The organism is Ruegeria sp. BC7 (assembly GCF_056539165.1).
Genome location: NZ_JBQFUL010000002.1, coordinates 566,770 through 583,395, shown reverse-complemented (window position 1 = coordinate 583,395; position 16,626 = coordinate 566,770). Strand labels below are relative to the sequence as shown.

General features: G+C 59.4%; 18 protein-coding genes. 11 read left to right on the top strand and 7 right to left on the bottom strand.

Features of this window, described 5'->3' with window-relative positions; genetic code table 11:
• Positions 1–49 precede the first annotated feature (49 nt).
• Positions 50–754 (bottom strand): endonuclease/exonuclease/phosphatase family protein, encoded by a 705-nt coding sequence (locus ACR0KS_RS07885; protein ID WP_170382882.1) that lies wholly within the window; start codon positions 752–754, stop codon positions 50–52.
• Here ACR0KS_RS07885 and ACR0KS_RS07880 point away from each other — a divergent pair.
• A complete protein-coding gene (locus tag ACR0KS_RS07880; RefSeq protein ID WP_170567076.1) occupies positions 743–1,837 on the top strand; it encodes a DMT family transporter in 1,095 nt (364 codons plus the stop codon). The genes ACR0KS_RS07885 and ACR0KS_RS07880 overlap by 12 nt on opposite strands.
• 10 nt (positions 1,838–1,847) lie before the next feature.
• On the opposite strand, the gene ACR0KS_RS07875 is transcribed toward ACR0KS_RS07880, so the two are convergent.
• Positions 1,848–3,266, bottom strand: a complete 1,419-nt coding sequence (locus ACR0KS_RS07875; RefSeq protein ID WP_170567078.1) for a protein adenylyltransferase SelO — start codon at positions 3,264–3,266, stop codon at positions 1,848–1,850.
• Positions 3,267–3,350: 84 nt separating this feature from the next.
• On the opposite strand from ACR0KS_RS07875, the gene ACR0KS_RS07870 reads away from it, so the two are divergent.
• Positions 3,351–3,770, top strand: coding sequence for a cupin domain-containing protein (locus ACR0KS_RS07870; RefSeq protein ID WP_170567079.1), 420 nt, complete (start codon positions 3,351–3,353; stop codon positions 3,768–3,770).
• Positions 3,771–3,773: 3 nt separating this feature from the next.
• Positions 3,774–4,664, top strand: coding sequence for a fatty acid desaturase (locus ACR0KS_RS07865; protein WP_170567081.1), 891 nt, complete (start codon positions 3,774–3,776; stop codon positions 4,662–4,664).
• Here the strand turns inward: ACR0KS_RS07865 and ACR0KS_RS07860 are convergent.
• On the bottom strand, positions 4,630–5,754 hold the full coding sequence (locus ACR0KS_RS07860) for an anhydro-N-acetylmuramic acid kinase (RefSeq protein ID WP_170567083.1): 1,125 nt from the start codon (positions 5,752–5,754) through the stop codon (positions 4,630–4,632). The genes ACR0KS_RS07865 and ACR0KS_RS07860 overlap by 35 nt on opposite strands.
• Before the next feature lie 183 nt (positions 5,755–5,937).
• Between ACR0KS_RS07860 and tyrS the strand changes: the two genes are divergently transcribed.
• Complete coding sequence (tyrS, locus tag ACR0KS_RS07855; protein ID WP_170567085.1) at positions 5,938–7,182, top strand: tyrosine--tRNA ligase; 1,245 nt, start codon at positions 5,938–5,940, stop codon at positions 7,180–7,182.
• A 72-nt stretch (positions 7,183–7,254) separates the two neighbouring features.
• Here tyrS and ACR0KS_RS07850 read toward each other — a convergent pair whose 3' ends face one another.
• Complete coding sequence (locus ACR0KS_RS07850; protein WP_480693165.1) at positions 7,255–8,217, bottom strand: hypothetical protein; 963 nt, start codon at positions 8,215–8,217, stop codon at positions 7,255–7,257.
• Positions 8,218–8,460: 243 nt separating this feature from the next.
• On the opposite strand from ACR0KS_RS07850, the gene ACR0KS_RS07845 reads away from it, so the two are divergent.
• Positions 8,461–9,216, top strand: coding sequence for an SDR family NAD(P)-dependent oxidoreductase (locus tag ACR0KS_RS07845; protein ID WP_170564828.1), 756 nt, complete (start codon positions 8,461–8,463; stop codon positions 9,214–9,216).
• A 3-nt stretch (positions 9,217–9,219) separates the two neighbouring features.
• Here the strand turns inward: ACR0KS_RS07845 and ACR0KS_RS07840 are convergent, their stop codons facing one another.
• The 3 genes from ACR0KS_RS07840 to ACR0KS_RS07830 all read right to left on the bottom strand — a co-directional run bounded on the left by ACR0KS_RS07840 (position 9,220) and on the right by ACR0KS_RS07830 (position 12,378).
• A complete protein-coding gene (locus ACR0KS_RS07840) occupies positions 9,220–11,028 on the bottom strand; it encodes an ABC-F family ATP-binding cassette domain-containing protein (RefSeq protein ID WP_480693164.1) in 1,809 nt (602 codons plus the stop codon).
• 41 nt (positions 11,029–11,069) lie between these two features.
• Complete coding sequence (locus tag ACR0KS_RS07835; RefSeq protein ID WP_170564830.1) at positions 11,070–11,804, bottom strand: GNAT family N-acyltransferase; 735 nt, start codon at positions 11,802–11,804, stop codon at positions 11,070–11,072.
• Positions 11,805–11,901: 97 nt separating this feature from the next.
• Entirely contained in the window at positions 11,902–12,378 is a 477-nt protein-coding gene (locus ACR0KS_RS07830) for an outer membrane protein assembly factor BamE domain-containing protein (RefSeq protein ID WP_170382863.1), read from the bottom strand.
• Positions 12,379–12,463: 85 nt separating this feature from the next.
• On the opposite strand from ACR0KS_RS07830, the gene ACR0KS_RS07825 reads away from it, so the two are divergent.
• The 6 genes from ACR0KS_RS07825 (at position 12,464) to ACR0KS_RS07800 (ending at position 16,575) form a co-directional block, all read left to right on the top strand.
• Positions 12,464–13,000, top strand: a complete 537-nt coding sequence (locus ACR0KS_RS07825; protein ID WP_170698113.1) for a DUF177 domain-containing protein — start codon at positions 12,464–12,466, stop codon at positions 12,998–13,000.
• A 206-nt stretch (positions 13,001–13,206) separates the two neighbouring features.
• Positions 13,207–13,413: a 50S ribosomal protein L32 gene (gene rpmF, locus ACR0KS_RS07820; protein WP_170564836.1), complete on the top strand. Its 207-nt coding sequence runs from the start codon at positions 13,207–13,209 to the stop codon at positions 13,411–13,413.
• Positions 13,414–13,437: 24 nt separating this feature from the next.
• Positions 13,438–14,526, top strand: coding sequence for a phosphate acyltransferase PlsX (plsX, locus tag ACR0KS_RS07815; RefSeq protein WP_170382859.1), 1,089 nt, complete (start codon positions 13,438–13,440; stop codon positions 14,524–14,526).
• Between the two features lie 21 nt (positions 14,527–14,547).
• Positions 14,548–15,519 (top strand): beta-ketoacyl-ACP synthase III, encoded by a 972-nt coding sequence (locus tag ACR0KS_RS07810; protein WP_170564838.1) that lies wholly within the window; start codon positions 14,548–14,550, stop codon positions 15,517–15,519.
• Positions 15,520–15,615: 96 nt separating this feature from the next.
• Positions 15,616–15,918 (top strand): integration host factor subunit alpha, encoded by a 303-nt coding sequence (gene ihfA / locus ACR0KS_RS07805; RefSeq protein WP_008755922.1) that lies wholly within the window; start codon positions 15,616–15,618, stop codon positions 15,916–15,918.
• An 18-nt stretch (positions 15,919–15,936) separates the two neighbouring features.
• Positions 15,937–16,575 (top strand): MerR family transcriptional regulator, encoded by a 639-nt coding sequence (locus tag ACR0KS_RS07800; protein ID WP_170564841.1) that lies wholly within the window; start codon positions 15,937–15,939, stop codon positions 16,573–16,575.
• The last annotated feature ends 51 nt before the right edge of the window (positions 16,576–16,626 follow it).

Sequence of the window (16,626 nt, the reverse complement as noted above, 5' to 3'; positions counted from 1 at the left end):
TCTCTGTCTTAATACGTCTGCGCGGCTGGCGCCACAGGGGAATTTCTTTCTAAGCCACACGCCGCAGATCGGCCCAGATCGGCAAGTGATCCGAAGCGATGTGAGCGGGCCGCGCATCGTGTACGCCATGAAGTGTCGCCTCCAACCCGTTGCCCAGCGCGATCCTGTCCAACGCACCCAAAGGCTGCGCGGCGGGAAAACTGGGAACTGGCGGCAGGAACCGCATGTCGGGGGCCAGATGATCCAACACCGGCTGGCGCGACCATTCGTTAAAATCGCCCGCCCAGACAGTCGGCATCTGGTCAAGATCGTCGTCGAACCGCCGTAGATGCGTGATCTGTTGACGTCTGGACGCAGGCAGCAGGCCAAGATGCATCCCCATCACCCGCAATGGCCCGATGTGGGTGTCAAACTCAACCCTCACGGCACCCCGCGGCTCTAGCCCCGGCAGATCATGATGACCTTTTTCACGCTCTTGAATCGCGTCACCGCGCCAGATGACAGCATTGCCGTGCCAACCCAGACTGCCGGCACCGCCCAGATCGACGATCTTCCAGCCAGCTTCATCCAGCATGAAATGCGGCAGAGCGGCCGGTCGCGGAGGAAGGCGTTTGTCGGCCTCCTGCAACACCACGATGTCGGCTTCCATGCTTTCGATAACCTGCAGGATGCGCTGCGGCTGCCGGCGAAAATCAAGCCCCACGCATTTCTGGATATTGTAGCTCGCAATGCGCAGGGTTGAATGAGTTTGCATTTGGACCTGATCAAACATTTCGACCAAGAGTGCCACGATGGTTGTCAGGTGCAACCCCTCGGCGCACGAAAGCCCAAGGTTTCCGCGACCAAGGGCCAGCTACGGCACGCCTCGCATGTTCCACTTGATCCGCAACCAATGTTCATTCTATCCCGGCGGCAGGCAGGTTCCGATTGCCGGTTTCCGAGGAATTTCATGGTTTCCAACCCAGTTCAAACGGACAATACCACCCGCGCCAGCCTTATCCTTGTCATCGGCGGAATGATGTGGGGTCTGTATTGGATTCCGGTCCGGTTCTTCTATGACCTTGGCTTGACGGGCCCGTGGCCGGGTATCGCAATGTACAGCGCCGCCCTGATTGTTCTGATCCCGCTGGTTTGGCGAGAGCGTTTGGCGCTGGCCTCGCAATGGCGCGATCTGGCCCTCAGCGGGATGTTCACCGGGGCAGCGTTCAGCCTGTATTCCCTCAGCCTTGTCTATACGGACGTCGTCCGCTCGATCCTGCTGTTCTATCTCACGCCGATCTGGGGCACGATGCTCGGTCTGTTTTTCCTGGGCGAGCGGCTGAGCTGGGGCCGTTTTGCCGGGCTGGTCTGCGGGATCGGAGGGCTGTTCGTCGTGTTGGGCGGCGACGGCTTCGTGCCGTGGCCCCAAAACGCAGGAGACTGGCTGGCGCTGGCGTCGGGCATCTGCTGGGCGCTGGGGACCCTTGGGCTGTATCGGGCCAGCAGTATTTCCGTTTCCGGGCAGGTGTTTGCTTTTGTGTTGGGTGCGCTGATCCTGTCATTCTTCAGCCTCGCCCTCATCCGCGGCCCGGTTCTGCCCGCCCTCGCCCAAGGCGACCACCTTTGGATCCTTCAGCTTGTCCTTCTGTCCGCCCTATACACGCTGCCCATGGTCTATATGACGATCTGGCCCGCGACCAAGCTGTCCCCCGCGCGGGTCGGCATCCTGTTGATGAGCGAGGTCGTCGTCGGAATCGCCTCGGCCGCTGCATTTTCTGGCGAACCCTTTGGCTTACGAGAACTGTTGGGTGCTGTCCTGATCGTCAGCGCAGCAGTCTTGGAAATCGTGCGAAAATAACCGCGAACGCTTACGTCCCGCAGAACGTTGCGTGCACCACTTCGCCCTGCGTTGGCGGGCGTTTGAGGTCGGCCTCATCGGGTTGATCCTTAAATGGCTGCGCCAGAACCCGGTTCAGGCGGTGGAACGGGCCATAATCACCCTGCACAGCCGCCTGGATCATTTGTTCGACCCGATGATTGCGCGGAATGAAGGCGGGGTTGGCCGCGGCCATGACCGGGAATGGGTCTTCTTCCCTCTGCAACCGTGCCTTCCAGCCCTCGGCCCAAGTGTCAAAAGCGTCCGGGTCCGTAAATTGATCGCGGGCTGTATCGCTGCCCAGCGCGCGGAACGTGTTGGTGAAGTCGGCCTGACCTTGCGCCATACGCACCAATAGATCGGTTATCAGTTCCGCATCGCCGTCTTCCGATGTCGACAATCCCAGCTTGGACCGAAAGCGCGCCTGCCAATTCTCTTGCAGCAGATCAGGCATGGCGTGAACAATCTCGGTCGCTTCTTCCACTGCGGCCTGCTTGTCCTCGATCTGCTGGATCAGGGCGGTTGCAAGCTGCGCGGCATTCCAAACGGCAATCTCGGGCTGATTGGAATAGGCATAGCGCCCCATGCGGTCGATCGAGCTGTAGACCGTGTTCGGGTGGTAGGTGTCCATAAAGGCGCAGGGTCCGTAATCTATGGTCTCCCCGGCGATCGAGCTGTTGTCGGTGTTCATGACGCCATGAATGAAGCCCACGCTCATCCATACGGCGATCAGCTCGGATTGTTTCTGGACCACGGCGCGCAACAGACCCATTGGCCCCTTGGCCTGAGGGTAGTGACGCTGAATGGCGTAGTCCGTCAGTTGGCGCAGGCTGTCGAACTGGCCGCGCGACGCAAAGACCTGAAACGTCCCCACGCGCAGATGGCTTTGTGCAACCCTTGTAAGCACAGCGCCGGGCATCGGCCCTTCGCGCAGAACGACCTCTCCGGTTTCAACCGCAGCCAGCGCCCGTGTCGTTGGAATGCCCAGCGCGTGCATCGCCTCGGATACAACGTATTCCCGCAAAACCGGACCCAACCAAGCCCGCCCGTCGCCCTGACGGGAAAACGGTGTTGGCCCCGACCCTTTGAGCTGTATGTCCCGGCGTACCCCGTCGATCCCGACGGTCTCACCCAACAGCACGGCGCGACCGTCACCAAGTTGCGGGTTGTAGTTCCCGAACTGGTGCCCGGAATAAAGCTGCGCGATCGGCTCGGATCCTTCGGGCAGTGTGTTTCCGGCAAACGCCTCGGCCATTTCATGCACATCGCCCGGAGTGACGCGCAAAACTCGCGCGAGGTCTTCGTTGAACGCGATCAGTTGCGGTGCGCGCACGGGGATCGGAGCCTGCCGCGCGTAAAAGCTGTTCGGAAGCTGGGCATAGGTGTTGTCGAAGGGGATCATCAGGGTCATGCGGCAAACATATTCCTGATCCGGCCGAATACCATAGCGGATCACGCAAACCCGTGCATAATCCTCCCCAACCACGAGGCACCAATGACCGCACAAGACATCATCGACCACCTGAAACTACAACAACACCCCGAAGGCGGCTGGTTTCGCGAAACCTGGCGCGCGGATAACAAAGGCCGCGCGACGGGCACCTGCATCTATTTCCTGTTGGCAGAGGGTGAGCGCAGCCACTGGCACCGCGTCGACGCGACCGAGATCTGGCTGTTCCACTCCGGTGCGCCGCTTATCCTATCCATCAGCGACACAGACACCGGACCAGCGGTGGATCATACGCTGACCCCGGGCCTTGCCCAAGGCGCGCCCCAACTGATTGTGCCTAAAGGCCATTGGCAAGCCGCCCGTACCACCGGGGATTACACCCTGGTCAGTTGCACCGTGTCTCCGGGGTTTGAGTTTGACGGTTTTGAACTGGCCGACCCCGGCTTTGACATCCCCCGCGGTTAAAGAATGGACCACCGCGCGCTCATAGCCTCGATTCCGCCGGAGGAGAAAGACCGCCTGCAAGAACGTTCCGACATCTCAGGCTTGCAGCACCTTTCCCTCTATGTGCTGATGCTTCTGGCTACCAGTTCAGGCATTGCCTTTCAGGTTCCGCTCTGGCCGCTTCTGCTGCTGCCTCAAGGTCTGCTGCTGGTGTTCCTGTTCACGCTCAGCCACGAATGCACCCATAAGACGCCCTTTCGCACCGGCTGGCTGAATGACGCGGTTGGTCATCTTGTTTCAGTGCCTATTGCCCTGCCCTTTACGTGGTTTCGGTATTTTCATCTGGCCCACCACAAATGGACCAATGACCCGGACAAAGACCCGGAGCTGGACGGCAAACCCAGACCGGAACGCTGGCGCGATCTGGCAATCTACCTCAGCGGCTGGCCGTATTGGAAAGGCATGGCGCTGGTTCTCTTTCACAATGCGATCGGAAAGATCGATGCGCCCTACCTGCCCCGGCGACAGCACCGCGCCATGCGGATAGAGGCGCGCGTTTTGCTTGGCCTCTATACGCTTGCTGGCATCAGCTTGGTTTTCACACCGGTTCTGTTCTGGCTCTGGCTGTTTCCGGTCCTAATGGGTCAGCCGTTCCTGCGCCTTTACCTGTTGGCAGAACACGGCCTCTGCCCGCCGGTCGCCAATATGCTTGAGAATTCGCGCACCACCTTCACCAACCGCGTGATCCGGTTTCTAGCGTGGAACATGCCCTTTCACGCGGAACATCATGCGTTTCCAAACGTGCCTTTCCACCAATTGCCATCCCTGCACGTCTGGACGAAATCCCATCTTCAAACCACATCGGATGGGTATGCTGAGTTTACGGCAGACTACGTGCACGCGCTGGAGCGCTGATCACCCCACCACCTACCAAAGCCTTGACCCCGGTTGTTCCCGGGCAAGAGGTCGGCAACCCCTTGGCCACACGCACGGCAAGATAGGCAAATGCCTGCGCTTCCAGCATGTCTCCGTCTAGACCCACGGCCTCGACCGGCTCTACCGGGCAGTCCAGCGAGACGCGCAGCATCTCCATCAGTACAGGATTGTGGCGGCCACCCCCGGTGACAAGCACGCGCGTGGGCCGTTTGGGGCAATGCTCCATCCCTTGCACGACGCCCGTTGCGCACATCGCTGTCAGAGTCGCTACGGCGTCAGCGTCCGAAAGCTCTTTCACCAGCCCGATCATTTCAGAGAAATCGTTTCGATCCAAGGATTTGGGCGGCATCTTGTTAAAAAACGGCTCGGCCAGAAACAGTTCCAGCGCGCCCGTCTCGACCGTCCCGCCGCGTGCAACAGCACCGTCGCGATCCATCGGCAGACCAAGCCGCGCCTGCATCAGATCATCCACGGGCGCATTGGCCGGGCCGGTATCAAAGGCCAGCAGCGCGCCGGGTGCCTCGGGGCCGTCAAAACCGGGGTCTACGTAAGTCAGGTTCCCCACCCCGCCGAGGTTCAGAAAACACACCGGCTCCGTGGCCCCGATCCACTTGGCACAGGCGAAGTGAAAGAACGGCGCCAACGGTGCGCCCTCACCTCCCATTGCCACATCGTCACTGCGGAAATCCCACACGACGGGAACACCCAGCGCCTGAGTCAAACCGTCGCCGTCGCCCACCTGCAACGTGCCCCGCCCACTTGGTTCATGGGCAAGCGTCTGGCCGTGAAAGCCGATCAGGTCGATCTCGTCGAACTCAGACAGCGCTTCGGCATGAGCAATTGTGACCAGCTCAGCGGCAGTATCGACTTCTGGACCGTGCCAATGGCCCAGCGCGGCCCTGAGGGTGGCGCGTTCTTCCTCGCAATAGGCGCGATAGCCGCTGGGACCGAACCCCAGAATGCGCACTCCGTCCGTTTCGACCACGGCGGCATCCACGCCATCCAGAGACGTGCCCGACATCGCGCCCAGTGCTGTGACCGTGTCCGATTTGCCAATTACCCGGCTCATGCCTTACCTCTTGCGTCCTTCGCGCCCGTTACATCGGCACGTTGGCCACAACCTGCACGGTAACGCGAACACAACGCAAGCCACATCAGACGCACCGCGCGCTTTTCCTGCAAAAGGTGCCTTTTCCTTACCACCCCCACCGCCTATACACTGCCCCGCAACACAAACCCAAAGGGCACGGATATGACCTACCACCCCAAATCGGATTTCATCGCCACGATGATCGAGCGCGGCTTTCTCGCCGACTGCACCGATTATCAGGGCCTTGACGACGCGCTGATCCGTGGGGTGCAAACAGCCTATATCGGGTATGACGCCACGGCGCAGTCGCTGCATGTCGGTCACCTGATGAACATCATGGTCCTGCGTTGGCTGCAAAAGACCGGGCACAAGCCGATTACCCTAATGGGCGGCGGTACCACCAAGGTGGGCGACCCCTCGTTCCGGTCCGATGAGCGCCCCTTGCTTGGCCCGGAACAGATCGACGCCAATATCGCCGGGATGCAGAAGGTCTTTGCCAAGTACCTGTCTTATGACGACAGCGACACCGGCGCGATGATGCTGAACAACGCCGAATGGCTGGACAGCCTGAACTATCTCGATTTTCTGCGCGATATCGGCCGGCATTTCTCGGTCAACCGGATGCTGAGCTTTGAATCGGTGAAATCGCGTTTGGACCGCGAACAATCGCTGTCGTTCCTCGAATTCAACTACATGATCCTGCAAGCCTATGACTTCCTTGAGCTGAACCGTCGCTATAACTGCGTTCTACAGATGGGCGGCAGTGACCAGTGGGGCAATATCGTCAACGGAATCGACCTGACGCGCCGCGTGCTGGATCAGGAAATCTACGGCCTGACGACGCCGCTTCTGACCACCAGCGATGGCCGCAAGATGGGCAAATCTCAGGGCGGGGCCGTATGGCTGAACGGAGATATGCTGAGCGCCTATGAGTTCTGGCAGTTCTGGCGCAACACCACCGACGCCGACGTAGGCCGCTTTCTGAAGATCTTCACGGAGCTGCCCGTGGACGAATGCGACCGTCTGGCCGCGCTGCAAGGGTCCGAGATCAACGAGGCCAAAATCCGTCTCGCCAACGAGGTGACCACTCTGCTGCATGGGGCTGAGGCCGCAGCCACAGCGGAAGCCACAGCGCGCGAAGTGTTCGAGAAAGGTGGCGTGGGCGACGACCTTCCGACCCTGACCGTCGGTGCGGATGAATTGCCAGCCTCGATCGTTCAGTTGATCGTGAAGTCCGGTCTGGCCAAATCCGGCAAAGAGGCCAAGCGCCTGATCGCTGAGAATGGTGCCAAGCTCGACGATGCTCCGCTAACCGACGCGGGGTTGATGATCGACGCGGGCGCGCTGTCCTCACCGATCAAGCTGAGCGCAGGGAAAAAGCGGCACGCACTGGTTCAACTGGGCTGAGCTGATAGACTAACAAAAAACGGCCACCCCTTTGGGTGGCCGTAGTTTTTTGAGATGATGCGCTTTGTGGCGTCAGCGTTTTCCGCCGTTGCCACCGCCATTGCCGTTTCCACCGCCTTGGCCGTTGTTGCTGCCGCCATTGCCAGTTCCGGGACCAGAGCCACCGGTATTGCCGCCGCCGTTACCGGAGTTCCCGCTGTTCCCGTTGCCGTTACCGGGGCCGCCGTTACTGCCACCGTTGCCGTTTCCACCACCTTTGCCGCCGCCATTGCTGCCGCCGTTGCCGTTTCCACCGCCTTGGCCGTTGTTGCCGCCGCCATTACCGGTTCCGGGACCCGAGCCACCGGTGTTGCCACCGCCGTTACCCGGATTGCCGCCATTGCCGTTCCCGTTGCCGGGGCCGCCGTTGTTTCCACCGTTGCCGCCGCCGTTGTTTCCACCGTTGCCGCCGCCGTTGTTTCCACCGTCGCCGCCGCCGTTGTTCCCGCCGTCGCCGCCACCGTTGTTTCCGCCGTCACCGCCGCCGTTGTTTCCGCCGTCACCGCCGCCGTTGTTTCCGCCGTCACCGCCGCCGTTGTTTCCGCCGTCACCGCCGCCGTTGTTTCCGCCGTCGCCGCCGCCGTTGTTTCCGCCGTCACCGCCGCCGTTGTTTCCGCCGTCACCGCCGCCGTTGTTTCCGCTCGGACCGGATCCCGCTCGGCTCACTTGATCGTCGTTCGGGTTTTCCCCCGTATCGGATGTTGCCCCAATCGACGCCGTAGCGAAATCTGTCAACAATGCGGCCAAAGCGGGGCACTGCTCACCAGTAACTGCCAAAGTGGCTTCAAAATCGGACCGCCGCTGCAGGCGTTCAATAAAGCTAGGCGTCACTTGCGTGCAATCACACAAGGCTTGATAATCGCCCGCATTGGCCGCAATCCGCGCCGTTCTCGCATTGCAAACTTCTGGCGCAGCCTGCGCAGTTGTCGCCATCAACGCCCCGACGAACGGGGATACCACCAAGGCTGAAACGCTTGATTTCAGTCTTATCCGCATCATTAATCTCCTTGCGCCCTCAAAACCCAAGTACCTCAGGATCTTCGATTTCAATGTGGAAGCCTCAGATGAAGCGCGGTTAAGCACATGCTGAAATTGCGTTAACTAAAGGGCTCGCCACTACTCATCACAACCGATCAGAACACCAGTTGTGACAGTCTTGGCGCGCCGATATACAATATCTACCCGCGCCACCAATCAAATGTGGTCACAATGTGTCAAAATTAAGGAGAGGTTACCGAAATGCAACTACCCTCAACCGCTGCCATAGTCACTGGTGGCGCATCCGGGCTTGGCGAGGCGACCGCTCGGTACTTTGCCGAAAACGGAGCGCAGGTCACTATTCTGGATCGTGACGCCGAGCGCGGAAAAGAGGTCGCGGCCGAGATCGGTGGGCACTTTGTCGAGACGGATGTGACAGATGAGGCTTCGGTCGCCGCTGCGATTGCCTATGCGACGGACAAGATGGGTCGGATCACTGCTGCGGTGAACTGTGCCGGTATTGCCGTGGGTATCAAGACGGTTGGGAAAGACGGTCCTCACCCGTTAAGCCCGTTCCAGCGCACAATCGACATCAACCTGGTGGGAACTTTCAATGTTTCGCGCCTGGCCGCCGAACAGATGGCCAAGAACGCGCCCGAGTCAGACGGCGCGCGGGGTGTGATTATCAACACGGCGTCGATTGCAGCGTTTGATGGTCAGAAAGGCCAAACCGCCTATGCCGCATCCAAGGGTGGCATTGTGGGCATGACGCTGCCGATGGCCCGAGATTTGGCCTCATCCGGTATCCGCGTGATGGCCATTGCACCGGGCATTTTCATGACGCCCATGCTTGCTGGCCTGCCGGAAGAAGTGCAACAGCAACTGGCGGCGGATGTCCCGAACCCTGCCCGCCTTGGCGACCCACGCGAATTCGGGCGGTTGGCCGGGTTCATCATCGAGATGGGCTATCTGAACGGAGAAGTTATCCGCATCGACGGCGCCCTTCGGATGAGGTGACGTTCAAGCGCCCTCGGCCTTTTCTTCTAGCATCAGCCATTCTTCCTCGGCTGCCGCTAGTTTCTCTTGCCGCTCAACCAGTGCCTCGGTCGCTTTTTGGAACTTGACCGGTTCACGGGTGAACAAGTCGGGATCGGACATGAGCTCTTCGAGCTTGCCGATCTCGGCCTCAAGCCGTTCCATTTCGGCTGGCAACTTCTCCAGACGGTGCTTTTCGGAAAAAGACAGGCCGGATTTGGGTTGAGCTTCCTGCTTCACCTTCGGCTTTGAAGGCTTTGCTTTCTCAGTCTTCTTCTCAAAAACGTCACCGCGCTGCGCAATATAGTCGGACCACCCGCCCGCATAAACGGTGGCGCGGCCATTGCCCTCCATCGCGATGGTAGTCGTGGCGACGCGGTCGAGAAAATCGCGATCGTGGCTGACCAGCAGCACGGTTCCATCATAGTCGTCCAGCAGTTCTTGCAGCAGGTCCAGCGTTTCCACGTCCAGATCGTTGGTCGGTTCGTCCAGCACCAGCAGGTTGGACGACTTGGCCATCAGTTTGGCCAGCAGCAACCGTGCTTTTTCTCCGCCTGACAAAGACTTAACGGCGGCCCGCGCCTGCCGCTCATCGAACAGAAACTCTTTGAGGTAGCCGACAACGTGCTTGGGCTGACCGCCGACCATCACCTGATCGGCCTTGCCGGAAACGCGCATCTCGGGGTCACCTGTCAGGCTGTCCCAGAGGGTCATTTCAGGGTCCAACTGAGCGCGGGTCTGATCGAAAACGGCAATCTCAAGGTTGGCTCCAAGCGACACAGAGCCTTCGTCCGGTTGCTCCTGCCCCAGCAGCATTTTCAGCAGGGTCGTCTTTCCCACACCGTTGGGGCCGACAAAGGCCACCCTGTCCCCGCGTTGGGCCAAAAGATCAAAGTTCCGAACGATCTGTTGCGTCCCGAAAGACTTGGCCAGCCCCTTAGCCTCGATAACCTTTCTGCCAGATTTAGGTCCTGCTTCCAGCGTCATCGCAGCCGAGCCCTGACGCTTGATCTGCGCTGCTTTCTCGGCCCTTAACGCCTGCAACGCACGCACCCGGCCCTGATTGCGCTTGCGCCGCGCACTGATGCCTTCGACGGCCCATTTCGCTTCGGATTTGATCAGACGGTTCAACTTGTGGCGCTGCTGGTCTTCTTCTTCCCAGATTTTGTCGCGCCACGCCTCGAATGCTTCAAAGCCCTGTTCTTGCCGCCGGACAACCCCACGGTCGATCCACAGGGTCGCGCGGGTAAGTGCGCGCAGAAACGCGCGGTCGTGCGAGATCAGGACATAAGCCGCGCGGGTCGCGCCCAACTCGCGTTCCAGCCAAGCAATCGCTTCGATATCCAGATGGTTGGTCGGCTCATCCAGCAGCATCAGGTCGGGCGCTTCGGCCATCAGTTTGGCCAGCGCCGCACGACGGCGTTCACCGCCCGAGGCGGTCTCAACAGCGCGCGAAGGGTCAAATTTCAAACCCTCACCCGCGCGTTCGACCTTGTAAAGCTCTCCGGGTTCCAACCCGCTGGAGGCATAGTCGCCCAGCGTGGCAAACCCCTCCATCCCCGGATCCTGCTCCATATAACCCACAGATTTTCCCGGAGGAATCACGATGTCGCCGTGGTCGGCCTCGACCAGCCCCGCCATGACTTTCATAAGCGTCGACTTGCCGGATCCGTTCCGCCCGACCAGAGCGACGCGGTCGCCCGGCTGAACCACCAGATCCAGCCCCGAAAACACCGGATCGCCCCCAAAGGTCAGGGAAATGCCGGCCATCTGCAACAAAGGAATTCTCGCCATATCCGCCAGCTAAACCGGCAGGGCCAAGGCGTCAACGACGATTACCCGACAACCGCGCGCAACAGCCGCTTTCGCGCCGGGGGAATCGCCCCGATCTCAAGCCCGGTAAAGACGTGGAGTGTATTCATGTGGCGATCGACAACCGCGTGATCGCTGACCCAGCCGCCCATCATCAGATATGTGCGCAGCAACGGCGGCATCCGCAGCATTGCCTTCTTCGCATCAGGTCGACGTCGCAGCCGTGCGGCAAAGCGGAACACATCGGGCGCTTTCACGCGCGGCAACCAGCGCTTTGGGGCCAGATGGCGATGTTTCAGCATGGCAAAGGCGTCCAGATACTCGGATGTTTCCGTCCCGGCGAAGGATGAGCAGCCAAACAACATTTCCACATTGTTTTCGTCCACATAGGCGGTCATTGCCCCCCAGGCGACGCGCAGGATGTCAGGGTCAGTCCAGTCGGGATGTACGCAGAATCGCCCCATCTCGACCATGCGCCCGGTGAACCCTTCAAGCGCCGAGAGGTCATAGAACTGGGCGGAATAGCTGCGCCCAACTTCGGACCCCTGATCCATCGTCAGCATCCGAAAGCAACAGACCAAGTGCCCGCCAGCGCGCGTATCCTCGATCAGAATATGTGCGCACAGCGGATCGAAACCGTCCTGATCCACCTGTTCCGTTCCAAAGGCCAGTGTCCGCAGCGCCTGGGCCGCCGCAATATCTTGCGGTGTTTGCGCCAGTCGCGCGCGGTACCGGCCTTTGCCGAGCAATAGTGCCATGGTCGCACCTCCGCGGTTGCAGACCCGTTTCATCTTGCCGCGTGACTATCACACTATGTGTGACCATCGTGTGACTGCGACAAGAACTGGCTACAAATTAATTGGTCGCGCCGGGAATGTTCGCTGGGTTGAAGTTGCCAATGTTACCAAGCAGCTGACGCAGGAAGCCCCGGCCCTCGATACTGGAATCCGTCACGCGGCGATCCAACTGAACGACCACTCCGTCCTCAAGCCCAAAGCGCTCGATGTTGCGAACGACCCCGCGCTGATCAAAGCTGATCGCGACCAGTTGGCGCTCAACGACTTCGGGGCGCTTGGGCCCGTAATGGCGCACTTTGGAGCGCACGTAATAGTAACCGGAATCACGAACCACACCTGATGAGCTAGGCGCACCGACGGCCTCGACCACACTTTCGCGGGTATCCACGCCAACTTTGATCTCGGCAAGCTCCTCGGTGGTGGGAACATAGCCGTGATTCTCGAAAACAGGTGTACACGCACCGGCAACGGCCAGACAGACCCCAAAGGCAAGCGCTTTGGACGCTGGTTTCAACCTGTTCACAACCTTCAACATTCACACCCTCTTGCCTTGGCCCCTTGCGGACCCTATCCGATTACATCAAACCGCAGCCCCGGTTCAACACAGGAAAGGGTCACGAATGAACAACCAGACATCTCTGCGGGTCGCCGACCTGCCGCAGAACGCCCCAACCATGTTCGATTTGCGTCCGGACTCCAAGATTCTGGACTCGATCAAGGACGATCTTAACCTGCTTGGACTGCGCAAGTTGACCTTTGTGGGCGAGGTTCGCGCCCAAGGCAAGCGCGACTGGGGTTTGAAAGGCAAACTGGGCGCGACGGTCATTCAGCCATGTGTTGTGACGCTGGAACCCGTAACGACCAGAATCGACGTGCCGGTAACTCGTGTATTCCTAGCGGATTGGTCAGACCCGGACGAAGAAGAGTTCGAGATTCCCGAAGGTGACGAATCCGAACCTCTGGGGCCAGAGATTGACCCCGCTCAGGTTATGATCGAGGCGCTGTCGCTCGCTCTGCCACAATATCCGCGCAAGGAAGGTGCCGAACTGGCACAGGCCGACTATACAGAACCGGGCAAACAGGCGATGACCGACGAAGACGTCAAACCCTTTGCCGGGCTAGCCGGTTTGCGCGATGCGATGAAAAAAGACGAGTGACACGGGTCTGATTTCCTGTCATAGCACGCCCTCAGAAAAATCGCTTGAACATGTCGAGAATCGCAGTATCTTCGCGCGCTCATCGGAATTTGGGTTGGACATTGCGGGGCTGGTCCCCTAAACGCGCGTCAAACCACGAGAAAAACGAAGAATGAAACCCGGCCCACAGCGAATCTGTTGGCCCTTAGTAGACAAAGGTTGAGACCATGGCTGTCCAACAGAACAAAGTTTCCAAGTCGCGCCGCAACAACCGCCGCGCACATGACGCTCTGGTTGCTGCAAACCCGAACGAATGCCCGAACTGTGGCGAGCTGAAGCGCCCGCACCACGTCTGTGCGTCCTGCGGCCACTATGATGACCGTGAAGTCGTCGCTCAGACCGACGAAATCGACCTGGACGAAGACGCGGCCTAAGCCTTTCAACGTACAGGCCAAGGCATGACAGAACAGCCCAAGCACGCCGGACGGATTACCATTTCGGTTGACGCAATGGGCGGAGATTCGGGGCCTGCCACAGTAGTGGCAGGCATTGCTCAGTCAGCAAACAAAAACCCCGATATCGCGTTTGTCCTGCATGGGCCCGAAGCCACGTTGCGCAAACTTGTCGCAAAACGGCGTGTCCTGAACGGACGCGTCGTTTTTCGTGATTGCCCCGACGTGGTCACGATGGAGGACAAGCCCAGCCAGGTTGTCCGCAACGGCAAGCAGACCTCGATGTGGTCTGCCCTGGAATCGGTACGGCAAGGCGAAGCGCACGGAGCGGTCTCTTGCGGCAACACCGGGGCGCTTATGGCGCTGTCGATGATGCGGCTGCGCAAACTGCCGGGTGTCAACCGCCCGGCAATCGCGATTCTGTGGCCTTCTCGCAACCCGCAGGGCTTTAACGTAATGCTGGATGTCGGCGCTGATGTGCGCGCGGACGCCAAGGATTTGCTGCAATACGCATTGATGGGTGCTTCATACGCGCGCAACGGCATGGCGCTGGAACGGCCACGGATCGGTCTGCTGAATGTGGGCACCGAAGAACACAAGGGCCGGGCCGAGCTGAAAGAGGCCCATGCAATGATCGCGGATTTCGCGGATCAGGCCAGTTTTGATTTTGTGGGCTTTGTCGAAGGCAGCGACATTCCCGGCGACAAAGCAGATGTCATTGTAACCGATGGGTTTACCGGAAACGTCGCGATCAAGACTGGCGAAGGCACTGCAAGCCTGATCGGTGATCTACTACGTGAAGCGTTCAAGTATTCCCCTCTGTCCCGCTTGGCTTCGGTCCTTGCGATCACGTCGCTGAACCGCCTCAAGAAACGCATCGACCCGCGCCGTGTAAATGGTGGGGTTTTCCTTGGCCTCAACGGAACCGTCGTCAAATCTCACGGCGGCGCGGACGCGACCGGAGTTTCAGCAGCGGTAAAGCTAGCCTTCACATTGGCTCAGTCGGGCTTTGCCGAAAAATTGGCGGCACGGGTTGCATCCACAGCCGAGCTTGCACAAGATGCCGCGCACGCACCGTCGAAGGCGGGCGAATAACAAAAAAGGCAGTACCTCAGAATGGCAGGCCGTTCAGTTGTTGTAGGTGTCGGACACTATTTGCCAGAGCGCATTGTTCCGAACTCCGAATTTGAAAAGACGCTCGATACGTCGGACGAGTGGATCAAGACTCGCTCGGGTATCGAACGACGCCATTTTGCCGCCGACGATGAAACGACGTCTGATTTGGCCACCAACGCCGCCGAAGCCGCGCTGAAGGATGCGGGGCTGACGGCGGATGACATTGACGCCATTGTCGTTGCAACGTCCACAGCCGACCTGACCTTTCCTTCGGCTGCGACGATGGTGCAGGCAAGGTTGAACATGACCAAGGGGTTTGCCTTCGACGTTCAAGCGGTTTGCGCGGGATTCGTTTTTGCACTGAGCAACGCAAATGCCTTGATTCTGTCCGGGCAAGCCAAGCGCGTTCTGGTGATCGGCGCCGAGACCTTTTCGCGAATCATGGATTGGTCGGACCGATCGACCTGCGTTCTGTTCGGTGACGGAGCAGGCGCGCTGATCCTCGAAGGGCAAGAGGGTGAAGGCACATCGCAGGATCGTGGCATCCTGGCGACTGACCTGAATTCGGACGGTCGCTATAAGGACCTGCTGTACGTAGACGGAGGCGTTTCGACGCAAACGACGGGCCATCTTCGGATGCAAGGCAATCAAGTCTTCCGACATGCCGTTGAAAAACTTACAAAAACTGCTGAAACTTCATTGGAAAAAGCAGGGTTGGAAAACTCGGATGTGGATTGGATTGTTCCCCATCAGGCCAATATCCGCATCATTCAGGGCACAGCCAAGAAAATGGGGCTGCCAATGGAACGCGTCGTCGTGACTGTCCAGGATCACGGAAATACGTCGGCCGCGTCGATCCCACTTGCCCTATCGGTCGCCAAGCAACGGGGCCAAATCAAGCAGGGCGATCTGATCGTGACCGAGGCAATCGGAGGTGGATTGGCCTGGGGCTCGGTCGTGCTGCGGTGGTGACAAGCGCAAAACGGCTTACACACCCTCTCGCAATTCATTGATATTGACAGTGAATTTCCCCCCGCCATATTCTATGGCATCAACAGGGGAATAGGCATGGGCGACAAAACACTGACCCGAATGGATCTGAGCGAGGCCGTCTTTCGTGAGGTTGGCCTTTCACGCAACGAAAGCGCGCAACTGGTTGAGAGCGTTTTGAACCACATGTCCGACGCACTTGTGCGCGGCGAACAGGTCAAGATCTCGTCTTTCGGCACATTCAGCGTTCGGGACAAGACTGCTCGTATAGGCCGCAACCCCAAAACCGGCGAAGAGGTTCCGATACAGCCGCGCCGCGTGCTGACTTTCCGCCCGTCGCACCTGATGAAGGATCGCGTCGCCGCCGGGAACCGCAAGTAAGATCAGGGCGGCAGTGTCATGAGCAAGTCCCCCGACGCATTTCGCACGATCAGTGAGGTTGCGGATTGGCTGGGCGTTCAAGCTCATGTTCTGCGATTCTGGGAAAGCCGTTTCAGTCAGGTCAAACCGGTAAAGCGCGCGGGTGGCCGCCGTTATTACCGCCCCAATGACATGCGGCTTTTGGGCGGCATCAAAAAACTGCTGCACGAGGACGGAATTACCATAAAGGGCGTACAACGCATCCTGCGTGAACAAGGCGTGTCGCATGTCTCGTCACTGTCTCAGAGTCTGGACGAGCCAGCTCAACCAGACCCGACCCCGCGTGACAGTGTCGTTGTTCCCTTCTCGACGAAATCCACCCCCGCTCAGGAACAGATCGCGTTGGACTTGGGGGGAACCAAGCCGACCGACATTCCACAGGTTGAACCAGCCGCCGCTGCACCTGCGGCCGAGGCAACTGCGACCACGACACAGGTTGCCGCAGCCGCCCAAAGCTCTGAGCCGGACCCGTTAACTGGGGCAGCCTTGGTTCGCGGAATCGCGTCTCAGGCTTGGAGCAAAACAGATTTTGACGAAGAACTTCTGCGTCAGATCGCGCCGGTCGCGAAAGAGCTGCGCGCCGTACTTGATCGAATTGAGAGTCGATCGGCGGGATAAGAAAAAAGGCGATGATTTCCTCTTGCCCCTGCCGGGAAAGTCTTTATGAAC